Origin of the sequence: Streptomyces oceani (assembly GCF_001751245.1) — a bacterium.
GTDB classification, from domain to species: domain Bacteria; phylum Actinomycetota; class Actinomycetes; order Streptomycetales; family Streptomycetaceae; genus Streptomyces; species Streptomyces oceani.
The window spans coordinates 326,085-349,875 of record NZ_LJGU01000127.1; the positions used below are offsets into that span (position 1 = coordinate 326,085).

At 68.1% G+C, this 23,791-nt stretch carries 19 protein-coding genes and 2 tRNA genes; 5 read left to right on the forward strand and 16 right to left on the reverse strand.

Annotated elements, in window-relative coordinates; all coding sequences use genetic code 11:
• Nucleotides 1-156 precede the first annotated feature (156 nt).
• The 9 genes from rodA to AN216_RS14860 all read right to left on the reverse strand — a co-directional run bounded on the left by rodA (nt 157) and on the right by AN216_RS14860 (nt 11,753).
• Nucleotides 157-1,353: a rod shape-determining protein RodA gene (gene rodA, locus AN216_RS14820; RefSeq protein WP_070197134.1), complete on the reverse strand. Its 1,197-nt coding sequence runs from the start codon at nt 1,351-1,353 to the stop codon at nt 157-159.
• Nucleotides 1,350-3,506 carry a penicillin-binding protein 2 gene (gene mrdA, locus AN216_RS14825; protein ID WP_079166597.1) on the reverse strand — a complete coding sequence of 719 codons (2,157 nt, stop codon included), beginning with the start codon at nt 3,504-3,506 and terminating at the stop codon, nt 1,350-1,352. Before mrdA ends, rodA begins: the two co-directional genes overlap by 4 nt.
• Complete coding sequence (gene mreD, locus AN216_RS14830; protein WP_070197135.1) at nt 3,503-4,207, reverse strand: rod shape-determining protein MreD; 705 nt, start codon at nt 4,205-4,207, stop codon at nt 3,503-3,505. The genes mrdA and mreD overlap by 4 nt, the downstream gene beginning before the upstream one ends.
• On the reverse strand, nt 4,204-5,190 hold the full coding sequence (gene mreC / locus AN216_RS14835; protein ID WP_070197136.1) for a rod shape-determining protein MreC: 987 nt from the start codon (nt 5,188-5,190) through the stop codon (nt 4,204-4,206). The genes mreD and mreC overlap by 4 nt, the downstream gene beginning before the upstream one ends.
• Nucleotides 5,191-5,304: 114 nt before the next feature.
• The gene (locus AN216_RS14840; RefSeq protein ID WP_070197137.1) at nt 5,305-6,321 is read right to left on the reverse strand and encodes a rod shape-determining protein; all 1,017 of its coding nucleotides are present in this window, start codon (nt 6,319-6,321) and stop codon (nt 5,305-5,307) included.
• A 306-nt stretch (nt 6,322-6,627) separates the two neighbouring features.
• Complete coding sequence (gene ndk, locus AN216_RS14845) at nt 6,628-7,041, reverse strand: nucleoside-diphosphate kinase (RefSeq protein ID WP_070197138.1); 414 nt, start codon at nt 7,039-7,041, stop codon at nt 6,628-6,630.
• 105 nt (nt 7,042-7,146) lie between these two features.
• Entirely contained in the window at nt 7,147-7,491 is a 345-nt protein-coding gene (locus AN216_RS14850; protein ID WP_070197139.1) for a DUF4233 domain-containing protein, read from the reverse strand.
• Complete coding sequence (gene folC / locus AN216_RS14855) at nt 7,491-9,080, reverse strand: bifunctional tetrahydrofolate synthase/dihydrofolate synthase (protein ID WP_079166598.1); 1,590 nt, start codon at nt 9,078-9,080, stop codon at nt 7,491-7,493. The genes AN216_RS14850 and folC overlap by 1 nt, the downstream gene beginning before the upstream one ends.
• Nucleotides 9,081-9,107: 27 nt before the next feature.
• A complete protein-coding gene (locus tag AN216_RS14860; protein WP_070197140.1) occupies nt 9,108-11,753 on the reverse strand; it encodes a valine--tRNA ligase in 2,646 nt (881 codons plus the stop codon).
• 129 nt (nt 11,754-11,882) lie between these two features.
• Between AN216_RS14860 and AN216_RS29725 the strand changes: the two genes are divergently transcribed.
• A complete protein-coding gene (locus AN216_RS29725) occupies nt 11,883-12,878 on the forward strand; it encodes a hypothetical protein (RefSeq protein WP_139140927.1) in 996 nt (331 codons plus the stop codon).
• A 23-nt stretch (nt 12,879-12,901) separates the two neighbouring features.
• The gene (locus AN216_RS14870) at nt 12,902-13,807 is read left to right on the forward strand and encodes a hypothetical protein (protein WP_070197142.1); all 906 of its coding nucleotides are present in this window, start codon (nt 12,902-12,904) and stop codon (nt 13,805-13,807) included.
• Nucleotides 13,808-13,937: 130 nt separating this feature from the next.
• Here AN216_RS14870 and clpX read toward each other — a convergent pair whose 3' ends face one another.
• From clpX to AN216_RS14895, 5 genes are all read right to left on the reverse strand, one after another.
• Entirely contained in the window at nt 13,938-15,233 is a 1,296-nt protein-coding gene (clpX, locus tag AN216_RS14875; protein WP_070197309.1) for an ATP-dependent Clp protease ATP-binding subunit ClpX, read from the reverse strand.
• 164 nt (nt 15,234-15,397) lie between these two features.
• Nucleotides 15,398-16,072 (reverse strand): ATP-dependent Clp protease proteolytic subunit, encoded by a 675-nt coding sequence (locus tag AN216_RS14880; protein WP_070197143.1) that lies wholly within the window; start codon nt 16,070-16,072, stop codon nt 15,398-15,400.
• Nucleotides 16,073-16,125: 53 nt separating this feature from the next.
• Complete coding sequence (locus AN216_RS14885; protein WP_107401998.1) at nt 16,126-16,731, reverse strand: ATP-dependent Clp protease proteolytic subunit; 606 nt, start codon at nt 16,729-16,731, stop codon at nt 16,126-16,128.
• 296 nt (nt 16,732-17,027) lie between these two features.
• A complete protein-coding gene (gene tig, locus AN216_RS14890; protein WP_070197145.1) occupies nt 17,028-18,473 on the reverse strand; it encodes a trigger factor in 1,446 nt (481 codons plus the stop codon).
• 117 nt (nt 18,474-18,590) lie between these two features.
• Nucleotides 18,591-18,667, reverse strand: a tRNA-Pro gene (locus AN216_RS14895).
• A gap of 73 nt (nt 18,668-18,740) precedes the next feature.
• On the opposite strand from AN216_RS14895, the gene AN216_RS14900 reads away from it, so the two are divergent.
• Nucleotides 18,741-18,811 (forward strand) — tRNA-Gly (locus AN216_RS14900).
• 127 nt (nt 18,812-18,938) lie between these two features.
• On the opposite strand, the gene AN216_RS14905 is transcribed toward AN216_RS14900, so the two are convergent.
• The gene (locus AN216_RS14905; protein ID WP_070197146.1) at nt 18,939-19,133 is read right to left on the reverse strand and encodes a hypothetical protein; all 195 of its coding nucleotides are present in this window, start codon (nt 19,131-19,133) and stop codon (nt 18,939-18,941) included.
• Between the two features lie 691 nt (nt 19,134-19,824).
• Between AN216_RS14905 and AN216_RS14910 the strand changes: the two genes are divergently transcribed.
• Nucleotides 19,825-21,045, forward strand: a complete 1,221-nt coding sequence (locus tag AN216_RS14910) for an acyltransferase family protein (RefSeq protein WP_244502480.1) — start codon at nt 19,825-19,827, stop codon at nt 21,043-21,045.
• 121 nt (nt 21,046-21,166) lie between these two features.
• On the opposite strand, the gene AN216_RS14915 is transcribed toward AN216_RS14910, so the two are convergent.
• On the reverse strand, nt 21,167-22,324 hold the full coding sequence (locus tag AN216_RS14915; protein ID WP_070197147.1) for a PP2C family protein-serine/threonine phosphatase: 1,158 nt from the start codon (nt 22,322-22,324) through the stop codon (nt 21,167-21,169).
• A 181-nt stretch (nt 22,325-22,505) separates the two neighbouring features.
• Here AN216_RS14915 and AN216_RS14920 point away from each other — a divergent pair, with 181 nt between their 5' ends.
• Nucleotides 22,506-23,744 (forward strand): GNAT family N-acetyltransferase, encoded by a 1,239-nt coding sequence (locus AN216_RS14920; protein ID WP_070197310.1) that lies wholly within the window; start codon nt 22,506-22,508, stop codon nt 23,742-23,744.
• Nucleotides 23,745-23,791 lie beyond the last annotated feature (47 nt).

Genomic DNA, 23,791 nt, shown 5'->3' on the forward strand with positions numbered 1-23,791 from the left:
GCTCTCGTGCAGCGGTGACCCTCCAGCGTACCGTCCGCTGGGCAGGGGTACGGACGGCGGCCAGCCGTGGTACGGAACCGGCAGGACACGACGGACCCCGGCAGGCTCTGTCCAGTTCCGCGCGGGTCACCAGCTCCCCGCCTCACCGCGGAGGGTTCAGGCGGAGACCGGACGCTTCACCTTGATCGACTGCAGGAGCCCCACCGCGATCCAGCTCGCGAACATCGAGGTGCCGCCGTACGAGACGAAGGGCAGCGGCAGTCCGGCCACCGGCATGATGCCCAGCGTCATGCCGATGTTCTCGAAGCTCTGGAAGGCGAACCAGGCGATGACACCGGCCGCCACGATCGTGCCGTACAGCTCCGTGGTCTCCCGGGCGATGCGGCAGGCCCGCCACAGCACGACGCCCATCAGGGCGATGATCGCGGCACCACCGACGAAGCCGAGTTCCTCGCCGGCCACGGTGAAGATGAAGTCGGTCTGCTGCTCCGGCACGAACTGGCCGGTGGTCTGGGTGCCCTCGAAGAGCCCCTTGCCGGACAGTCCGCCCGAACCGATGGCGATACGGGCCTGGTTGGTGTTGTAGCCCACCCCGGACGGGTCGAGCGCCGGGTTGGCGAACGCCGCGAACCGGTTGATCTGGTACTCGTCCAACAGGCCCAGCGTCCACACCGCCACTGCTCCACCCGCGCCCGCGAGGACGAGACCTATGATCCAGCGGTTGGACGCGCCGGACGCCAGCAGCACCCCCAGCACGATGACCACCAGCACCATCACCGAACCCAGGTCGGGCATCAGCATGATCACCAGGATCGGCGCGGTAGCCATCCCGAGGGCCTGGAGCACGGTGCGATGGTCCGGGTGCTTGCGATCACCGGCGTCCACCCGGGCGGCCAGCAGCATGGCCATGCCCAGAATCACCGTGATCTTGGTGAACTCGCCGGGCTGCAGGGACAGCCCGCCACCGAGGTGCAGCCAGGCCCGCTGGCCGTTGACCGTGGCGCCCAGCGGGGTCAGCACCAACAGCGCGAGCAGTAGCGAGAGGCCGTACAGCACCGGCACGGCGCCGCGCAGCCGGCGATGCCCCAGCCACACGGTGCCCACCATCAGCCCCAGTCCGATCCCGAAGGTGAGCAGGTGCTGCCAGAGGTACGACTGCGGGTCGCCCCCGTTGAGATCGGTACGGTTCCGGGTCGCCGACCAGACGAGTAGGGCACCCACACACGACAGCGCTATGCCGGCCAGCAGCAGCGGCCAGTCCAACCGCCAGGCGACGGAGTCTCGGGCGGTCAGCTTCTGCCAGGCTGTACGACGGTTCGCGTAACGGCTGAGTGAGTAGGTGTGGGTGCTCACTCGCCGCCTCCCGGGTCCTTCGAGCCGTCCTCGGCACGCTTGTCGAGGCGCTCGGAGAACTTCTTGTCCCGGTCGGCCGCGATCTGACCGTCGGACCTGATCTCGGGAAGCGAGTCCTGCGGATCGGGCAGCAGCGCCTTCTCCTTGTCGATCTCGCCCTTCTCGTCGACGCCGTAGAGGGCGTTGTAGATGTTGCGTACGGCGGGACCGGAGGCTCCGGAGCCGGTGCCGCCCTGGGAGATCGTCATCACGATCGTGTACTCGTCGGTGTAGGTCGCGAACCACGAGGTGGTCTGTTTGCCCGCTACCTCCGCCGTACCGGTCTTGGCGTGCATCGGGATCTTCTTCTGCGGCCAGCCCTCGAACCGCCAGGCGGCGGTGCCGTCCGTGGCGACTCCCTCCAGCGCCTTGTCGATCTGCTTCAGCCACTTGTCGCTGATCGGCAGCTTGCCGTGCGCCTCCGGCTTGATCTTCCTGATGTCCCGGCCGTCCGGGCTGACCACGGCCTTGCCGATGGAGGGGTCGTAGAGGGTGCCGCCGTTGCTGATGGCGGAGTAGATCGTGGCCATCTGGATCGGGGTGACCATCGTGTCGCCCTGTCCGATGGAGTAGTTGATCGCGTCTCCTGCCCGCATCTTCATACCCGAGACGCAGTTCTCCTTGGCGATCTTCTCGGCGTACGTCTCGGGGTCCTTGACCTTGCACCAGCGGTCCTTGTTGGCCTCCCAGTAGTCCTTCTTCCACTGGCGGTCCGGCACTCGGCCGGGGACCTCGTTGGGGACGTCGATGCCGGTCTTCTCGCCGAGCCCGAATTCGCTGGCGGTCTTGTAGAACCAGTCGTCCGGGTTCTTCTTCGGGTTCGTACCGCCGTCCTTCTTCCACTCCTTGTGGGCCAGGCGGTAGAAGACCGTGTCGCAGGAGACCTCGAGCGCGCGGCGGAGGCCGATGGTGCCGTAGCTCTTCGACTCGTAGTTCTTGAAGGTCTGTCCGCCGACACTGTACGAGGACGAGCACTGGTAGTTCCCGTCGAACGGGTAGCCCGCCCGCAAGGCCGCGGCGGTGGAGACCACCTTGAAGATCGAACCGGGTGCCGCCAGGCTCTGGATGCCGCGGTTGATCAGCGGGTAGTTGGAGTCCTTGCCGGTGAGCCGCTGGTAGTCCTTCGCGGAGATGCCGCCCACCCAGGCGTTCGGGTCGTACTTCGGCTGCGAGGCCATGGAGACCACCCGGCCGGTCTCGGACTCCAGCACCACGACCGCGCCCGCGTCAGCCTCGTAGTTCCGCCCCGTGTTGTCGTCGAACTTCTTGCGGGCCTCCTTCATGGCCTTGTTCAGCTCCCGCTCGGCGACCGCCTGCACCCGGGAGTCGATGCTGGTGACGAGGTCGGAGCCGGGCTCGGCCTCCTCGCTCTGGGTACGACCCATCACCCGGCCCAGTTTGTCCACCTCGTAACGGTTGACACCGGCGTCGCCTCGCAACGCCTTGTTGTAGCTGCGCTCCAGACCGGAGCGACCGATCTGGTCGGACGGCAGGAAGGGCGAGTCGGAGTCCTTGGCCTTCTCGATCTCCTCGTCGGTGACCGGCGACAGGTAGCCCAGCACCTGCGAGGTGTTCGCGTCGTACGGTGCCGGATAGCGGCGTACGGCCTCCGGCTCCGCGTTGATCCCGGGGAAGTCCTCGGCGCGCTCACGGATCTGCAGTGCCTGCTCGGTGGACGCCTCGTCGGTGACCGGGATGGGCTGGTACGGCGAGCCGTTCCAGCAGGGCTGCTTGGTCTCCGCGTCGCAGAGCCGTACGCGCTGCTTGACCTCCTTGGCGGACATGTCCAACACCCCGGCCAGACGCTCGAGCACCGCGGCGCCCTCGTCGGGCATCTTCATCAACTCGGTGCGGGACGCGGTCACCATCAACCGGGTCTCGTTGTCCGCCAGCGGCATCCCGCGCGCGTCCACGATGGAGCCCCGCACCGCGGGCTGTACCACCTGCTGGAGGTGGTTGCCGGCAGCCTGCTTCTCGTACTCGTCGCCGTTGCGGATCTGGAGATACCACAGCCGCCCGCCGAGCGTCAGCAGCAGCGAGAACACCAGGATTTGGATCGTCACCAGCCGGATCGTCACCCGAGGGGTCCGTCCGGTCTCCGGAATGTTGCTCACAGCCGCTTGACCCCCTTGATCCGATCCGCCTTACGCATGGGGCGGCCCAGCAAGCCGTTGCGCTGTCCGCCGATCGCCGACTCGCCGTTCTTTCCCCCACGGCCGGAGCGCAGACTCACCCGCATACCGGTGCCCGAGGTGAGCCCGTTGTACGCGCCGTCCCCGCCACCGTGGCCCGCGGCGTCGGCAGCCAGCAGGTCCCGCGAGGTGCGTCGTGCCAGCGCCATCACCAACGGCACGGTGAACGGCGCCAGCAGCAGGTCGTACAGGGTCGCGGTGAACAACATGCCGACGAAGCCGGAGGTGCCCGTCGCGGAGTCCCCGACGAGCGCGCCCACGCCCGCGTACAACAGCGCCGAACTGATCGCCCCGCTCGCCACGACCAGCATCGGCACCGTCGCCGAACGGTGCTGCCCCTTCTCCGGCTTGGTGAGCCCGGCGGCGTATCCGACAAGGCACAGCACCAGGGCGTAGCGGCCGACGGCGTGGTCGGCGGGCGGTGCGATGTCGGCGAGCAGCCCGGCGGCGAAGCCCACCAGCGCACCGGGAGTGTGCCCGTAGACCATGGCCAGGCCGAGGACGGTCAACAGCAGCAGGTCGGGGACTGCGCCGGGCAGTTGGAGTCGCGCCAGCACGCTGACCTGGACGATCAGCGCCAGCACCACCAGCGCCATGGAGAGGAGGATTCGGTTGGCTCTCACTGGGCACCTCCCGGTTGGTCAGCCTCGGCTTCGGGGGCCTCGGCACCAGGCTGCTCGGCACCGGCTTCCTCGGCTCCGGGAGTCTTCGTCACGGTGACCGTCGGGGTGGGTTCGGGCTTCTTGGGGTCGGGCTTGAGCACCTTGTCCCGTGGGTCCTCGCGGGGTGGCTCGACGACCACACCCACGACGTCGAGTTGGGTGAAGCCGACGAACGGGCGGACCTTCAGGGTCTTCGTCAGGTCGCCGCCCTTCCGCTTCACCTCGGTGACCTCGCCGACCGGGACACCCGGCACGAACGGCTTCTCCTCGTGGGAGCCGAAGGTGACAAGCCGGTCCCCCTCGGAGATCTTGGCCTTGCTGTTCAGCAGCTGCACGTTCATGGAGTTGCCGCCGCGACCGGTGGCGAAGCCGAGTTCGCGGCTGCCCTCCATACGTGTGCCGACGGTGAAGTCGGGGTCGTTGGCGAGCAGGACGGTGGAGGTGGAAGGACCGGCGGTGGTGATCCGACCGACCAGTCCCTCGCCGTTGAGCACGGTCATGTCGCGTTTGAGACCGTCCTCGGTGCCGGCGTCGATGGTGACGGTCCAAGAGAAACCCTGCGTGGCGCCGATCGCGATGACCTCGGCGGGCTTGACGCCGTACCCGCCGGCGCCCGCGGTCTTCAGCAGCTTGTCGAGTTCCGTGGCACGCGCCCGGTTCCGGTCGGTGGACCCGGCCTGCCGCTTGAGTTCGATGATCTCCTGCTCAAGCTCCTTGATCCGACTGTGCCGTTCGTCGGAGTCCCGGACGGCCGCGACCGCTTCGCCGACCGGGTCGACGGCACCGGCCACCCCCTCCTGCACCGGCCCTATTACGGAAGCGGCTCCCTGCCGCGCGCTGTCGAGCGGGGACTGCTCGCCACCTCTGAGGTCCACCGTGATCAGTGCGAACGCGATGGAGATCAACAGGACGAGCAGCAACCGGCTTTCTCGGGTGTCCCTCACGTGCGGCGGCCGTGCCTTTCTCGGTCGGACCGGGTCGTGCTTCGGTATCTTGTCGCCGGTGTTCTGAGTGTCCGCGACCGGAGCCTGCGCGGGCGGGTCACCCGCGGTCGTACGTCATCGCTTCGGCTGCGAGTCGAGAACCTGCTGCAGCGCCTCGAACTCCTCCACGCACTTGCCCGAGCCGAGCGCCACCGAGTCCAGCGGGTCCTCGGCGATGTGGATGGGCATCCCGGTCTCCTGTCGCAGCCGCTCGTCGAGTCCGGTCAGCATGGCGCCGCCGCCGGTGAGCACGATCCCGCGGTCCATCACGTCACCTGACAGCTCCGGCGGGCACTTGTCCAACGTGGTCTTGACCGCGTCGACGATGGCGTTGACCGGCTCCTCGATGGACTTGCGGACCTCCTCAGCCGAGATCACCACGGTCTTGGGCAACCCGCTCACCAGGTCCCGGCCACGGATCTCGGTGTGCTCGTGGTCTACCGGGGACGCCGATCCGATGGTGACCTTGATGCTCTCCGCGGTGCGCTCGCCGAGCAGGAGGTTGTACTCCTTCTTGATGTGCTGAATGATCGCGTTGTCCAGTTCGTCCCCCGCGACTCGGATGGACTGCGCGGTCACGATGCCGCCGAGGGAGATGACCGCGACCTCGGTGGTGCCGCCGCCGATGTCCACGACCATGTTTCCGGTGGCCTCGTGCACCGGCAGGCCCGAGCCGATCGCCGCCGCCATCGGCTCCTCGATGATGTGCACCTGCCGCGCGCCCGCCTGGGTGGACGCCTCGATGACCGCGCGTCGCTCCACTCCAGTGATTCCGGACGGAACACAGATAACGACTCGCGGCCTGGCGAGGTAGCGGCGTTTGTGGATCTTCAGAATGAAATAGCGGAGCATCCGCTCGGTGATCTCGAAGTCGGCGATCACACCGTCCTTCAGGGGACGTACGGCCACGATATTGCCGGGGGTACGGCCGATCATCTTCTTCGCCTCGGAACCGACCGCGAGGATGCCACCGGTATTGGCGTTGATGGCGACGACGGACGGTTCGTTGAGGACGATCCCGCGACCCCTGACGTACACCAGCGTGTTGGCGGTCCCGAGGTCGACAGCCATATCACGACCGATGAACGACATATTGTTCGCCATGAGGATACGTCAGGCCTTCCAACTGGAGCGATGTTGTGTGCGGAGGACAGCAGGAGTTGTGCGCACGGCGCATGGCAAGGTGCGAAGAGACCATCGTAAACGCGACCGTCTGGACACGCTGCGAGGGTTCCGCCGACATTCTCGCCGGATCACCGGCCGTCCCCGGTAATAGTGACGTCGTGTCCGGGTGATGCGTTCCCCCGAACGGCTGGCCCCATACCAACGGATGACCAAAATCATCGTGACTGCCCCAGGTCACAGAGATAACAGAGCTGACGCCATGTCAGCAATCTGTCAGACAAAATCCGGGAAAAACGTCTTCAGCTCTCGCTCAGCGGACTCCTCGGAGTCCGAGGCGTGGATGAGATTCTCCCGCACGATGGTCCCGAAGTCGCCGCGGATCGACCCGGGCGCGGCGGCGATCGGATCCGTCGGGCCGGAAAGCGCGCGCATGCCCTCGATGACCCGCTCGCCCTCCACCACGAGCGCCACCGACGGACCGGACGCCATGAACTCCACCAGCGGCTCGTAGAACGGCCGGCCCTGGTGCTCGGCGTAGTGCTGTTCCAGCGTCGGGCGGTCGAGGTGGCGCAGCTCGAGGGCGCGGATCGTCCAGCCCGCCTTGCTCTCCACCCGGCCGATGATCTCGCCGATCAGGCCACGGCGTACGGCGTCGGGCTTGAGCAGGACAAGGGTGCGCTGGGTCATGGGTGGACTCCTTGAATCACGGGTTCGGCGCCGGGACAGCGCGCCGAAGCCGCGCCGCCGCAGCGGGACGGAGTGCAGAGGCTACACGGGCCCGTCCGGCGCCCCTCACGCAGCGTCAGGCTCAGCCGCGGCACGCGCCGCCTTCGCCTGGTCCACCAATCGACCGAAATGCACCGAGGCCCACCAAAGGCCGGCGAAACAGGCACCGAGGAAGAACATCGTCGGCACGACGAAACCGGTCGCAATCAGCCCCACCTGCAGGGCCCAGCCCAGGTGTACGCCACCGGGCCGGGACAACGCGCCACACAGCAACAGGCAGAGCAGCATGGCCGTACCACTGACCCCCCACACCGTGGCGGTGGACAGCTCGGTGGTCTGCATGGCGACCAGACCGGCGAAGCCGATCACGAAGAACTCCCCGAGCAGCGTGCTCGCACACAGCGTGCGCATCAACGTCCCTTTCCGAGCAGCAGCCGGGCTTCCCCGACCGTGATGACGGAACCGGTGACCAGTACGCCCGCGCCGGAGTACTCGTCCTCCTCCTCGGCCAGCGTGATAGCGACCTCCACGGCGTCGTCCAGGCGTGGCTCGACCTGCACCCGGTCCTCCCCGAAGACCTCCACGGCCAGCGCCGCCAGCTGGTCGACGTCCATGGCACGGTGTGTGGAGTTACGGGTGAGGACGACCTCCGCGAAGATCGGTTCGAACGCCTCCAGTATGCCCCGCACGTCCTTGTCGCCGCTCGGCCCCACCACGCCGATCAGCCGGCTGAAGCCGAACGCCTCGCTCATCGCGGCGGCGGTCGCCTGTGCCCCGGCGGGATTGTGCGCGGCGTCCAGGACGACCGAGGGCGAGGAGCGTACGAGTTCCAACCGGCCCGGTGTGGACACCGAGCCGAATGCCTCCCGTACGACCTCCGTGTTCAGGCTGCGCGAGGGTTCGGAGCCGACGCCGAAGAACGCCTCGACGGCGGCCAGCGCGACCGAGGCGTTATGCGCCATGTGGGCGCCGTGCATCGGCAGGAAGAGGTCCTCGTACTCGCCGCCCAGGCCGCGCAGGGTCAGCAACTGGCCGCCGACCGCCACCTCCCGGGAGACCACCCCGAACTCCATGCCCTCGCGGGCGACCGTGGCGTCCACCTCGACGGCCTTCTTCAGCACCACGGACGCCGCCTCGACCGGCTGCTGGGCCAGCACCACGGTGGCGTCCGGCTTGACGATCCCCGCCTTCTCCCCCGCGATCGCCTCCGGCGTGGCGCCCAGCCGGTCGGTGTGGTCCAGCGAGACGGGCGTGATGACCGCGACCGAGGCGTCGATGACGTTCGTGGCGTCCCAGGTGCCGCCCATGCCCACCTCTACCACCGCGGCGTCCACCGGAGCGTCCGCGAAGTCGGCGTACGCCATGGCGGTGAGCACCTCGAAGAACGACAGGCGGTAGGACTGCTGGGCGTCGACCAGCTCGACGAAGGGCTTGACCTCCTCGTACGTCTCGACGAACCGCTCGGCGGACAACGGGGCGCCGTCCACGCTGATCCGCTCGGTGATCGACTGCACGTGCGGGCTGCTGTACCGACCGGTGCGCAGCTCGAAGGCCCCCAGCAGCGCCTCGATCATGCGGGCCGTGCTGGTCTTGCCGTTCGTGCCGGTGACATGGATCGACGGGTACGTCCGCTGCGGCTCCCCCAGCGCGTCCATCAGCGCGCTGATCCGCACCCGGGACGGCTCCAGCTTCGTCTCGCCCCAACGAGTGGCGAGTTCCGCCTCCACCTCCCGCAACGCCCGGTCGAGCTCGGGGTCCTGCGGACGAGACGGCACGACATCCGCCTGTGGCGTGCCGGACTGCGCGCGCAGCGTCCGGCTGCCCGCCTCGATGACGGCGAGATCGGGATCACGGCCGGTCTCGGCTCCGACGATCTCTTCGAAGGGATCGGAGCCTCGGGACTCCGCGTCGGGCTCGGGTTCCTGGGACTGGTCGCTCACGTCGCCCAGTCTACGGAACAGGTACACGGGGGCGCCGCCCAACCCGTGCGCCCGGACCATCCCGGCCGGGGCGCACGGCGGGCTCGGTCAGCCTCGCGGCAACCGCTCCAGCTGCTCCTGAATCCGGGTGATGTCCTCCTGCGCGGCAACGCGTCGTGCGCGGATCTTGTCCACGACGTCCTCCGGTGCCTTCGCCAGGAAGCCGGCGTTCTCCAGCTTCGCGCCGGTCTGCCGCAGCTCCTTCTCGGCGAGCCCGAGGTCCTTGGTGAGCCGCTTGCGCTCGGCGTCGACGTCGATCGCCCCGGAGAGGTCGAGTTCCACCGTCACGCCCGCCACCGGCAGTGCGGCGGTAGCGGTGAAGTCCTCGCCAGCTGGTTCCAGTCGCAGCAGGGACCGGATGGCCTCCTCGTGCGCGGCCAGCGGCGTACCGGTCAGCGCGAGCCGTCCCGGCACCCGCTGCCCCGGTTGCAGTCCCTGGTCGGCGCGGAACCGGCGGACCTCGGTGATCACCTGCTGGAGCACGGCGACCTCCTGCTCGGCCGGCTCGTCCCGGAATCCGGAGTCGACCGGCCAGTCGGCCACCACCACGGACTCGCGACCGGTCAGCGTGGTCCACAGCGACTCGGTGACGAACGGCACGATCGGGTGCAGCAGCCGCAGCAGCACGTCCAGCACCTCGCCCAGCACCCGCTGCGACACCTCCGCGGCGCGCCCGCCCCGCTGGAACGTCGTCTTCGTCAGCTCGACATACCAGTCGAAGACCTCGTCCCAGGCGAAGTGGTAGAGGGCGTCGCTGAGTCTCGCGAACTGGAAGTCGTCGTAGTAACCGTCGACCTCGGTGACGACCGCGCCGAGGCGGGAGAGGATCCAGCGGTCCTCGGCGGTCATCTCGGCGGGCTCCGGCAGCGGGCCACGCACCGTCGCGCCGTTCATGAGGGCGTAGCGGGTGGCGTTCCAGATCTTGTTGGCGAAGTTGCGGGACGCCTTGACCCAGTCCTCGCCGATCGGCACGTCGGTGCCCGGGTTGGCGCCGCTCGCCAGCGTGAAGCGCAGCGCGTCGGAGCCGTACGCCTCCATCCAGTCCAGCGGGTCGACGACGTTGCCGAAGGACTTGGACATCTTCTTGCCGTGCGCGTCCCGAACCAGACCGGTCAGCGCGATGCTACGGAAGGGTGGCGTCCCGTCCATGGCGTACAGCCCGAACATCATCATCCGAGCCACCCAGAAGAAGATGATGTCGTAGCCGGTCACCAACACGTCGGTGGGATAGAAGCGTCGGAGGTCGGCCGTCTCCTCTGGCCAGCCCAGCGTGGAGAACGGCCACAGACCGGAGGAGAACCAGGTGTCCAGCACGTCGGTGTCCTGGTGCCAGCCCTCCCCGGTCGGGGGCTGCTCGTCCGGTCCCAGACACACGACCTCGCCCTCCGGCCCGTACCAGACCGGAATGCGGTGGCCCCACCACAACTGGCGCGAGATGCACCAGTCGTGCATGTTGTCGACCCACTCGAAGTAGCGGCTGGACAGGTCCGCCGGATGGATCTCGACCCGCCCGTCCCGGACCGCGTCCCCGGCAGCCCGCGCCAACGGGCCCACGCTGACCCACCACTGGAGGGACAGCCTCGGCTCGATGGTCGTGCTGCAACGTGAGCAGTGCCCGACCGAGTGCGTGTACGGCCGCTTCTCCGCCACGATCCGGCCCTGTTCGCGCAGCGCGGCGACGATCGCCGACCTGGCCTCGAAGCGGTCCAGACCCTCGTACGGTCCGTGCGCGGTGATCACTCCGCGCTCGTCCAGGACGGTCAGCGTGGGCAGTTGGTGCCGCTGCCCGATCGCGAAGTCGTTCGGGTCGTGCGCCGGGGTCACCTTGACCGCACCGGTGCCGAACTCCGGGTTCACGTGGACGTCCGGGACCACCGGGATGTCGCGGTCGGTCAGCGGCAGCTTGATCCGCTGGCCGATCAGGTGCGCGTACCGTTCGTCGTCCGGATGCACGGCGACGGCGGTGTCGCCCAGCATCGTCTCGGCCCGGGTGGTCGCGACGACGACGCTGTGCTCGCCCTCGCCGTAGCGGATGGAGACGAGTTCGCCCTCGTCGTCCTGGTAGTCCACCTCGATATCCGAGATGGCGGTGAGGCAGCGGGGGCACCAGTTGATGATGCGTTCCGCCTGGTAGATCAGTTCCTCGTCGTGCATCCGCTTGAAGACGGTCTGCACGGCACGCGAGAGGCCCTCGTCCATGGTGAACCGCTCACGGGTCCAGTCGACCCCGTCACCGAGCCGGCGCATCTGGCCGAGAATCCGACCGCCGTAGTCCTCCTTCCACTGCCAGACCCGCTCGGTGAACTCGGCACGACCCAGGTCCTGTCGGGACTTGCCCTCCTCGGCGAGCTGCTGCTCAACCTTGTTCTGCGTGGCGATGCCGGCGTGGTCCATGCCGGGCAGCCACAACGCCTCGTGTCCCTGCATGCGCTTACGACGGGTGAGCGCGTCCATGAGCGTGTGCTGGAAGGCGTGGCCCAGGTGCAACGAGCCGGTGACGTTCGGTGGCGGGATGACGATGGTGTACGGCGGCTTGTCGCTCTTGGCGTCCGCCTCGAAGTAACCGCGCGCTACCCAGCGTTCGTACAGCTCGCTCTCCACCTCAGCCGGGGCGTACTGAGTCGGCAGGTCTGCGGGGGCTGCTGTGGAGGGCTCGTGGTGATTGTGAGGGCCCTGCTGAGTGTTCTCGGTCACGGCGGCAAGTCTAGGGGTCGCAATGTCATGGTCTCGAATCGGTTTGCATCCCGATGCGGCGCTCAGGCGTTCGGTCCGTCAAGATAGCGGTGCGCATCGAGGTACAAATCAACGGAGGGAACGCGCACCATGAGCCACAACCAGCCGCCGCCCGGCCCGTACGGGCAGCAGCCCCCTCAACCACCGCCCCAGCCGCCCCAGTCCGGCCAGCCGGGACCTTACGGCGCGCCGGCTCCACCACCGCCCGGCGGCCCGAATCCGTACGCGCAGGGTGGCGGCGGCGTGCCGGGACAGCCTGGTTACGGCTACCCACAGCAGCCCGGTCAGCCCTACGGACAGCCCGGCATGCCCGGCGCACCGACCCCGCCCCCCTCGGGCGGCGGCAAGGGCAAGACCATCGGCATCATCGTCGCCGCCCTGGCGCTGGTGGTGGCGGTCGTGGGTGGCGCCGTCTTCTACATGAGCGGCGACGACGACAAGGACGACAAGGCCGACAGCTCCAGCAGCGAGGGCCAGAGCGGCGGAAGCAGCGGGGGCGACGACGGCGGCGACACCAAGGTGGCGCCCTACAAGGTCGTGCCTCCCAAGACGGTACTCGGGGGCGAGTACACCATGGCAGGGTCGCCGAAGAAGGAGGAGGACCTCTCGAACGACCCGAAGGCGTCGAAGCTCGGTGTCGAGAACGGCAAGGGCGCGAACGCCGAATACGCCACCAGCAAGCAGGAGAGGCTGCAGCTGCTCGGTATCTACGGCGAGGTCTCCGACCCGGAGGCAGCCACCGACGCCATGTTCGACCAGGTTCACGAGAACCAGTCCAACGACAGGGCGACCATCGACAACTACCAGGTCGAGACCACGGACGGGCCCGAGGAGTACACCCCGGACGGCTTCGACGGCACCATCCTGAAGTGCGAGACCCGGAAGCAGACCGGCGAGATCAGCGCCAAGCCCGTGGAGCTCGAGTTCGCGACCTGCGTGTGGGCGGACAACTCCGCGGTGGGCGTGGTCTCCCAGACCGGCGCCGTGCCGACGGCCGGCTCCGGCGCGTACGGCAACTCGATGGAGCAGGACGCGCTCGCGGAGGCCACGGCCAAGATCCGCGAATCGTCCAGGCAAGAGATCTGAGACCTAGGAGAAGTGACGGCTCAATGAGCTACAACCAGCCGCCCCCTGGCCCGTACGGCCAGCAGCCTCCCTACGGACAGCAGCCGGGATACGGACAGCAGCCGGGGTACGGCTACCCACAACAGCAGCCCGGATACGGCTACCCACAACAGCCCCCGGGCGGCGTGCCGCCACAGGGGCAGCCCGGGTACGGCTATCCGCAGCAGCCTGGTCAGCCCTACGGACAGCCCGGCGTGCCCGGTCCGCCGATGCCGCCCCCCTCGGGTGGCGGCAAGGGCAAGACCATCGGCATCGTCGTGACCGCGCTGGTGGTCGTCGCGGCGGCCGTCGGCGGCGCCCTCTTCTTCATGGGCGGCGATGACAGCGATGTCGCCGATGACGGGAAGAAGTACAAGCTCAAGGCTCCGGAGAAGCTGCTCCAGGAGTACCAGCGCGCCGGTGGCGAGAACTCCGGTGACGACATGAGCATGGACCAGCAGGCCCAGGACAAGATCGGTATCACCGACGGTACCGGCGTCAGCGGCAGCTACACCACCGCTGACCTCTCCGGTGGCCAGCCGGACCCCTCAGAGATCAACAGCATGAAACGACTCACGTTCATGGGCGTCTACGGCGAGGTGTCCGACCCGGAGGCCTCCGTCGACAAGATGTTTGATCAACTGTCCAGCGAAGGCCGGATCGAGATGCAGGGCAGCCCGGAGAAGCAGGAGCCCGAGGGCTTCGAGTACGGCATCATGAAGTGCCAGGTCGCCAAGCCGAAGGCCGGGGACGCGGGCCAGGGACCCTCTGAGGCGCCGATCTGTATCTGGGGTGACAGCACCACCATCGGCTACGTCACCATAGGCTCGATACAGAGCGCGCCCTCGATGTCGGAACTCGCCAGCGACACCGCGAAGGTCCGTGAGGAGACCCGCGTGGAGATCAGCTGACGCGACGCACCGGCTGTCCGACGGCCATGCGAGAGGGGAGCCTCCGGACGGGGGCTCCCCTCTGTACTGTCCGCTGCTGTCCGGCTGGCGGGCTGAGCCGCCGAAGTCCGCGGGCCGGGCGGCGAGTCGGTCAGGCGCTCTTCTCGTGCGGCCCTTGCTCGGTGTTGCCCTTGCCCCGAGTACGCGGCACCAGGGTCGGGTTGACGCTGGAGTGCACGACGTCCTCAGTGATCACGACCCGTTCGACGTCCTGGCGGGACGGCACCTCGTACATCACCGACTGCAGGACCTCCTCCATGATGGCCCGCAGTCCGCGCGCCCCGGTGCCCCGAAGGATCGCCTGGTCGGCGATGGCCTCCAGTGCCGGACGGTCGAAGTCCAGCTCGACGTTGTCCAGTTCGAACAGCCGCTGGTACTGCTTGACCAGGGCGTTCCGCGGCTCCAGCAGGATCTGCAAGAGCGCTTCGCGGTCGAGGTTGTGCACGTTGGTGATGACCGGCAACCGTCCGATGAACTCCGGGATCATCCCGAACTTCACCAGGTCCTCGGGCATGACCTCCTCGAACTGGTTGCGCTCCTCGATCTCCTTCTTCGACCGGATGTCCGCGCCGAAGCCGATGCCCTTGGCACCGGCCCGGGACTCGATGATCTTCTCCAGGCCGGCGAACGCGCCGCCGACGATGAACAACACGTTCGTCGTGTCGATCTGGATGAACTCCTGGTGCGGATGCTTCCGTCCGCCCTGTGGCGGTACGGAGGCGGTGGCGCCCTCGAGGATCTTCAGCAGCGCCTGCTGCACGCCCTCCCCGGACACGTCCCGGGTGATCGACGGGTTCTCGCTCTTCCGGGCGACCTTGTCGATCTCGTCGATGTAGATGATGCCGGTCTCGGCCTTCTTGACGTCGTAGTCAGCGGCCTGGATCAGCTTCAGCAGGATGTTCTCGACGTCCTCGCCGACGTAACCCGCCTCGGTCAGAGCGGTGGCGTCCGCGAGGGCGAAGGGGACGTTCAGCATCCGGGCCAGTGTCTGTGCCAACAGGGTCTTGCCGGAGCCGGTCGGCCCGAGCAACAGGATGTTGGACTTGGCCAGTTCGATGCCGTCCTCGCGGCCCTGCGTGCTGGCGTTCTCGCCGGCCTGCACCCGCTTGTAGTGGTTGTACACCGCCACCGACAGCGCCTTCTTCGCGGCCTCCTGGCCGACGACGTACCCACCGAGGAACTCGTAGATCTCACGCGGCTTGGGCAGTTCGTCCCAACGCACCTCGGAACTCTCCGCGAGCTCCTCCTCGATGATCTCGTTGCAGAGGTCGATGCACTCGTCGCAGATGTAGACACCAGGCCCCGCGATGAGCTTCTTCACCTGCTTCTGGCTCTTGCCGCAGAACGAGCACTTGAGCAGATCGCCGCCATCACCGATGCGTGCCACGAGGTGCTTCCCCTTCGCCTGGGATCGGCCCACCGGGACGGACCGAGGTACGTGCACTCCGACGGTACCTTGCCGAACCGTCGATATGGTCCCCCCTCGAACCGACCTCATGTGTCCGCCTACCGGGCATCGGACAACCAGGTCGGTCCGAGGGAGCCAGGACTCTACGCGTCGACCGCGCTCTTCCGAGTCGAAACGATCTGATCGATCAGACCGTACTCCAGGGACTCCTCGGCGTTGAGGATCTTGTCCCGCTCGATGTCGTCCCGGATCGTGGCCACGTCCTTGGTGGAGTGGGTCGACAGCAGCGTCTCGAGCTGGTTGCGCATCCGCTCCACCTCCCGGGCCGCGATCTCCAGGTCGGACACCTGGCCACGACCGGTCTCGGTGTACGGCTGGTGGATCAGGATGCGGGCGTTGGGCAGCGCCAGCCGCTTGCCCGGCGTGCCCGCCGCCAACAACACCGCCGCCGCGGACGCCGCCTGGCCCATGCACACCGTCTGGATGTCCGGACGTACGAACTGCATGGTGTCGTAGATGGCGGTGAGCGCGGTGAACGAGCCGCCCGGGCTGTTGATGTAGAGGGAGATGTCCCGGTCCGGATCCATCGACTCCAGGCACAACAGCTGCGCCATGATGTCGTTCGCCGAGGCGTCGTCGACCTGCACCCCGAGGAAGATCACCCGCTCCTCGAAGAGCTTGGCGTACGGGTCGTACTCGCGCACGCCCTGCGAGGTGCGCTCGACGAAGCGCGGCACGATGTACCGGGACTCCGGTGTGGGCCCGGTGTAGCGGGACTGCGGGCCCGCGCTGAGCCCGGCGTCGGTCACGTTGTTCATCCGAGGATTCTCCTGGTGATGGGGGCGGTTGGGTACTACGGAGTCGGCACGCCTCACGCGCCCGTGCCACCGCCGCCCGGGACCTGCGCCGCGGCGCCGTACACCTCGTCGATCAGGCCGTAGTCCTTGGCCTCCTGGGCACTGAACCAACGGTCCCGGTCACTGTCCTCGATCCACCGCTCCACGCTCTGCCCGGTGTGGTACGAGGACAGCTCGGCCATCTTCCGCTTGGTGCGCAGCAACTGCTCCGAGTGGATCTTGATGTCCGAGGCGGAACCAGCCAGTCCGGCGGAGGGCTGGTGGATGAGAATCTCGGCGTTCGGCAGCGCGAAACGCTTGCCGTGCGTGCCGGCGCTGAGCAGGAACTGGCCCATGGAGGCGGCGAAGCCCATGGCGATGGTCACCACGTCGTTCTTGATGTACTGCATGGTGTCGTAGATCGCCATGCCGGCGTTGATCGAGCCGCCCGGGCTGTTGATGTAGAGGAAGATGTCCTTGTCCGGGTCAGCGGCGAGAAGCAGCAGCTGCGCGGTGATCTTGTTGGCGATATCGTCGTCAACCGGCTGGCCGAGGAAGATGATCCGCTCGTTGAGCAGCCGGTTGTAGACCTGGTCGCCGAGGCCACCACCGAAGTTGGGCTCAGCGGCGGCGGAAGGCATCGGAAGCGTCACGTGTCCACCTGCTCGTGTCCGGACGGCTGCGACTCGGCGTGGCCGTCACTGGCGTCGTCTTGTGGGGCGCGAAGCGCCAACCGTCCCTTGGCGGGACCGTCCGCGGCACTCTCCACGCCTCGTATCCAACGACCCTAACGCGCTGGTCGGCGGGCGTGATCCCGCATCCGGAACTGTTCGCTGTGAGCGCAGGTTCCGGGCCCCACGGGGAGGTCGGAGCGCCCTCCCGTAGAGCACCACTGGGCGCCCCGACGGGTGCGCCCAGTGTGCCTCGGTCTCGCTGGTCAGCTCTGCTTGTCGTCCCCGGCCGGCTTGTCGCCCTCGGACTCCGAATCCGCGGTGGCTTCGCCGTCCGCGGCGGCCTCAGCGGCCGACTCGTCGGCAGAGGCTGCTTCCTCGCCCTCGCCCGCTTCCTCGTCCTCGTCCTCGAGCTGGACGACCTCGCCGTTCGTGTCCTTGACGGTGGCGGACTCGACGACCAGCGCGAGTGCCTTGCCGCGGGCGACCTCGCCCACCAGCATCGGCACCTGACCGCCTTCCACCACGGCCTGGGCGAACTGGTCGGGGCTCATGCCGGAGGACTGCGCACGCCGCATGAGGTGCTCCGTCAACTCCTCCTGGCTGACGTTCAACTTCTCCGTGTTGACCAGCTCGTCCAGCACGAACTGGGTCCGGATGCCCTTCTCCGCCTGCTCCTTCAGCTCGGCGTCGAAGTCCTCCTCGGACTTGTCCTGCATCTGCAGGTACGAAGCGAGGTCCAGGCCCATCTGCCCGAGCTGGTGGTTGACCAGGTTGTGCTTGCGCGAGCTGATCTCGTCCTCGAGAAGCTTCTCCGGGACGGGGACCTCGGCCATCTCGATCAGCGCGTCGAGCACCTTCTCCTGAGCCTCGGTGGCCTGCGTCTGCTGCTTGGACTCCACGAGCCGCTTACGGCTGTCCTCGCGCAGCTCGGCGATGGTGTCGAACTCGCTGGCCTGCTCGGCGAACTCGTCGTCCGCCTCCGGCAGCTCACGGCTGGAGACGGTCGCCACGTCGACCTTGATCTCGGCCTCCTGGCCGGCCCCGGAGCCGCCCTTGAGCTCGGAGGTGAAAGTGGTGGAACCGCCCGCCTCCAGGCCGGTGACCGCGTCGTCGATGCCGTCCAGCAGTTCGCCGGAGCCGATGGTGTAGTCGACGCCCTGCGCGACGCCGTCCTCCAGCACCTCGCCGTCGACCCGTGCCTCGAGGTCCACCTTGACGACGTCACCCTCGGCGGCGGGCCGCTCCACGACCGTGGTCGTCGCGAAGCGTTCCCGCAGCTGTTCCACGGCCTCGTCGACGTCCTCGTCGCTGACCTCGGCGGTGTCCACCTCGACCTCGATGGTGGAGTAGTCCGGGATCTCGATCTCGGGACGGACATCGACCTCCGCGGTGAAGGTCAGCAGCTCGTTGTCCTTGAGGTCGGTGATGTCGACCTCGGGCTGCCCGAGCGGATTCAGCTCACCCTCCTCGACCGCGGACTGGTAGAACTTCGGCAGCGCGTCGTTGACGGCCTCCTCAAGCACCGCGCCACGGCCGAAACGCTGGTCGATCAGCCGGTTCGGGATCTTCCCCTTACGGAAGCCCGGCACCGTGACCTGCTCGTTGATCTTCTTGTACGCCGCGTCGAGGCTGTCCTTGAGCTCCTCGAAGGGCACCTCGACAGTGAGCCGAACCCGGGTCGGGTTCAGGTTCTCCACGGCGCTCTTCACGGTCGATCTCCTTGGGGCTGACTGCTTGGGGTCTTCGATGTGCGCCCCGTATACGACACGATGGTTGCGACAAAAATCGCGGACACGACACAGGCACGCGCGTCTGCACATTCTACGTGGTCGGGGTGGCCGGATTCGAACCGACGACCTTCCGCTCCCAAAGCGGACGCGCTACCAAGCTGCGCCACACCCCGTCGGTGCGACACGTAGCGTACATGCCGTAGGATGCTGCTCGTGCCGGCCGGTCGGATTCCGGTGGCGGCGCTCGCGGGCGTAGCTCAATGGTAGAGCCCTGGTCTTCCAAACCAGCTACGCGGGTTCGATTCCCGTCGCCCGCTCCGCACGCGTCGTGGACCCGCTCCGAGGAGCGGGTCCACGACGCGTTTCGCCGTCTGGCCGGGCGGTTACCCGCCCACCGCGGAATGCCCGCTGGCGGCGGCACGGAACTTCCGCCAGCGGGACTGATCAGATCTGGATGTCGTTGATCGCGTTCGCGATGGAACTCATCGTGTCGTTGATGGTCGGCGCCGCGCCGGTGGAGGCGAGGAAGAAGCCGAAGAGCACCGCGACGATCGCCGGGCCGGTCTTCATGGAGCCGTTGCGGATGATCATCACCAGGATGATCCCCAAGAGCAGCACCAAAGACAGTGAAATGGCCACAACTGATCACACCCTTGCGGTCGAAACGCCTCCACTGGCGGGGACTGGGGCCATCACCCCCGCTCAGCACCATCGTGCCACCAACTGAGGTCACCGTGGAGCCAGGTGACGGATCGTCGCGAGACAGCGACCTAGGAAATGTCGCCATCGGTGGTGATTCACACCATATAAAGCGCCACCAGTCGCCGAACCGAACCACGCTCCACGGCCAACCAGTCGGCATGTACCCGTCCGCGCCACCACGTCACACCCGTAGGCGGCGACCGGGCCCGTCCGATCCGACCCGCGCCCCACACACCGCCCGCGCCCGCGTCCGTACGTGAGGGCGTGACCGGCGGCGACGCCGGCATCCGGCATCACCTCCGCTGGCCCGCGACGGTCATGACACCCTCGAGCTCTTCGAGCCCCTCGAACCTCGCCCGCACGTACCGGACTTGGTGCTCGCACCGCGCCGCCCGGGGGTGTCGCGCGGGGGAGGGATGCCGTGGAAGAATCCCCGTCCGCCCGACCGGGGTACGCGGGCGGCGAAAAGCCGGAGTGTGAGTCAGCTAACCCAAATGACGCACTCCGGTGGACACATGGAGCGTTCTCCCCGGACACGCCACACTCAGGCGGACACCGGTTCCGGTTCTCCGGGGCGAGAACCGCTCAAAGTGTCGATCCGAATTTACGATGACGGGACACGGAGGCTATCGTTTCGCAGATGTTGCACGCTCGTTATGAGCGGGCCCCGCTCCCCCCGGCCCGTCCTGACACGCCTTCCGACACGTCCGCGGAGCCGCCGCCGAAGCCCGCCAAGGCGTCCGGGGCTAAGCAACGTGACCCCTTCTTGGACAACGCCAAATTCCTGACCATCGTGCTGGTCGGACTCGGGCACGTCTGGGAACCACTTCGCAGTGACAGCCGCGCCGCGGAAGCGCTGTACTTCGTCGTCTACGCCTTCCACATGCCGGCGTTCATCATCATCTCGGGCTATCTCTCCCGTAGCTTCACGGCGAAGCCGGGACAGATCAAGCGACTGATCACCGGCGTCGCGGTGCCCTATCTGGTCTTCGAGGTCGTCTACACCTTCTTCATGCGTTGGGCGGACAATCCGGACCGGGAGTTCAGCCTGCAGAACCCGGGCTTCGCCCTGTGGTTCCTGATCGCGCTCTTCGTGTGGCGGCTCACCACCCCGCTGTGGCAGTCGATGCGCTGGCCACTGCCCGTATCGCTGGTCATCGCGGTGGCGGCCAGTGTGACGCCGACCATCGACGGCGACCTGAGCCTGATGCGGGTCTGCCAGTACCTGCCGTTCTTCGTGCTGGGCCTGCAACTGCGCCCCGAGCACTTCGAGTGGGCGAAGCGCAGGGAACTGCGTACGGCGGCCGTCCCGATGCTGGGGCTGGTGCTGCTGTTCGCCTACTGGGCGGTGCCGCGGATGGACAAGACCTGGTTCCTGCACGACAGGCCGGCGCAGGAGATGGGGGTCCCCGCCTGGGTCGGCGGCACCATGTACCTCGCGCTGTTCGGCTGTGCCCTCGTCCTGACCGTGTGCTTCCTCGCCCTGGTACCGCGCCGGCACACCTGGTTCACGGCGCTCGGCGCCGGCACGCTCTACGCGTATCTGCTGCACGTGTACCCGGTCAAGGTGTCGCGCGAGTTCGACTGGTACGACATGGACTGGGTGGACCACCCGGCCAGCCGGGTGTTCATCACGCTGCTCGCGGTCGTGATGATGACGGTCCTCTGCACGAAGCCGGTGACCCGGATCTTCCGCATCGCCATGGAGCCGAAGATGGCATGGTTCTTCAAGGAGGACGCGGTCACCAAGGCGCACGAACGCAAGAGCGACAAGCCCGGCACTCCGGACCACCAGGCCACGGACCAGCAGCGGGCGACGGAGCGCCAGCCGGTCAGCAGTTCCCCCTGAACTGGGCCCCTGTCGTCCCGTGGCGGGACCGCGGGCTCGCTGAGGCCCAGCCCACCCGAACGGGGTCGTACGTCCTACGAGGGTCATACGGCCCCGTTGGCGCGGGCCGTACGCTTCGGCCTCAGTCTCGGCTGATCACCAGCAGCGCCCGATCGTCGTTGACGTCCCGGGCGACCGCCTCGATCAGATGCCAGGCCACTCCGCGGAAACCGGCGCCCAGATGCCGGTCGGCCTCGCCGGTGAGCCGGTCGACACCCTCGGCGATGTCCCGCTCTGCGGTCTCCACCAGGCCGTCGGTGAAGAGCATCAGCACGTCCCCCGACTGCAGGGTCCCCTTTACCGGGTCGAACTGCCCGCCGTCGTAGACGCCGAGCAACGGCCCCTCACCGGCCTTCTCCTCCCACTTCCCGCTGCCGGCGGCCCGGTGCACGGCGGGCACGTGGCCCGCCGAGAACAGCTCGTAGTCCCCGGAGTCCAGGTCCAGCACCAGGTGTACCGAGGTGGCGAAGCCCTCCTCCCAGTCCTGCCGCAGCAGGTAGCCGTTGGCGGCGGGCAGGAAGGCGTGGGGTGGCAGCGAACCCAGCAGTCCGCCGAAGGCACCGGACAGCAGCAGCGCTCGGGAGCCCGCGTCCATCCCCTTGCCGGAGACGTCGGTGAGCACCACCTCGAAGGTGCGGTTGTCCGGCCCGGTCCGCGCGGCCACCACGAAGTCGCCGGAGAAGGACTGGCCGCCGGCCGGCCGCAGCGACATCTCCCGATGCCAACCGCGCGGCAGCGTCGGCAGCTTGCTCTGTACGCGAATGCGCTCGCGCAGGTCGAACAGCATCGTCCCGCCACGCCGCCACGGCACCCCCACCCGGCTGCGGAACTGTGCGACCAGTAGTCCGGAGAGGCCCACCGCGGCCACCACCAGCACAGTGCCGGGAGTCACCCGGCCCGCGCCGTCGCCGTACGGACCGAGCACTGTGGCCTCGACCATCAGGCCCACCGCGGCTGCGGTGTACAGCGCCAGCAGACTCGCCGGGCGCAGCAGCAGGCCGCCCGCGATGATCGGCAGTACGAGGATCTCCGGCGGGCACCACACCGGGTAGCTGATCGTGCCCCAGGTGAGCAGCGGCACTGTGAGCAGTAGCACGCCGAAGGCAAGCCAGTCCGGGCCGCCACCACGGAAGTAGTCGACGGCCGAACGGCGCAGGGCTGTCCGTGCCCGGTGCCCCGCCTTGTACGCCCGGTGCAGCCGGGCCGTCGCATGCGCGGTGTCCGCTCGACGTGCCGCCATGTCCCGGACCCTACCGAGCCGCTGGTGACGCGTCGATTCCCCGGGGCGGACGTGGTGCGCTTCCGGCGCACACCAGGAGTGCGTCCGCCGGGTCGTCGTCGCTCAGGCGCCCACGTGCCCCGGTCCCAGGGCCGGCCGCGAAGGGTTCGACGGGCGCCGCCGGGGTTGCTAGACAATGCGGATGTCGATCGAACTACGTCAACTGGACGGTTCCGAGCTGGATCGCTTCTTCGAAACGCTCGCCCACGCCTTCGGCCAGGGTCCGCCGTTCCCCGCTGAGATGGAGGAGCTGTGGCGCTCGCTGCTCGAGTTGAAGCGCACCGTCTCGGCCTGGGACGGGGAGCAACTGGTCGGTACCGCCAGTACGTTCGACTTCCGAGTGACCGTGCCGGGCGGTGGCTCGCTGCCGGCCGCGGGGGTGACGGCGGTCGGTGTCAGGCCCACTCATCGGCGACGTGGCGTCCTGCGCTCGATGATGCGCCGGCAGCTCGACGAACTGCACGCCTGGGGCGAACCGCTGGCCCTGCTCACCGCCTCCGAACCAGAGATATACGGACGTTTCGGTTACGGCGTCGCCAGCGAGGAACTCACCGCCCGGATCGACACGTCGCGGGTCCGCCTCACCCTCCCCGAGGGGGCGGACGAGCTCTCCCTGCGTCTGGTCGACCCGCGGGACCCGGAAGTGCTGGCACGGTGCGAGGAACTGTACGCGCGCCGGGTGCCGGTGCGTCCCGGCATGCTGGAGCGACGCCCTGGCTGGCAATGGGTGCCTCTGCGCGACCCGGCCGAGAAGCGGGACGGCGCGTCCCCGATGATCTGTGTACTGGCCGAGTCGGATGGGGAACTGCGCGGTTACGCGCGTTACGCCGTGCGCCCCCGTTGGGACACCGGCAGTCCGCACGGCCAGGTGCTGCTACACAACATGGAGGCGCTGGACCCGGCGGCGCACGGGGCGCTGCTGCGCTATCTGTGTGACCTCGACCTCACCACCGAACTGGACGTGCGCAGCCGCCCGACGGATGATCCACTGCTGCACATGGTGTCCGACACCCGTCGCTGCCACGTTCGTCCCCTGGACCAACTGCACCTGCGGCTGGTGGAGGTGGACGCGGCGCTGGCCGGTCGTACGTACGCCGCCCCGGTGGACGTGGTCTTCGAGGTGGCGGACGCCTTCTGTCCCTGGAACGAGGGACGTTGGCGACTCACCGGAGACGCCCATGGCGCCCGCTGCGTACGGACCGACGAGACGCCGGAACTGGCGCTGTCCGTACGCGAGCTGGCCAGTGGCTATCTCGGCGGTACCTCGCTGAGTGCCCTGGCCGACGCGGGGCTGGTACGGGAGCTTCGCTCCGGGGCCCTGGCCGAGGCGACCACGGCGTTCCGCGGCGCGCTCGCGCCGTGGGCACCGCACGGCTTCTGAGCGAGTCCCGCTGGGCACGTCCCGTCGCCGGGCAAGTCCTCCCGCCG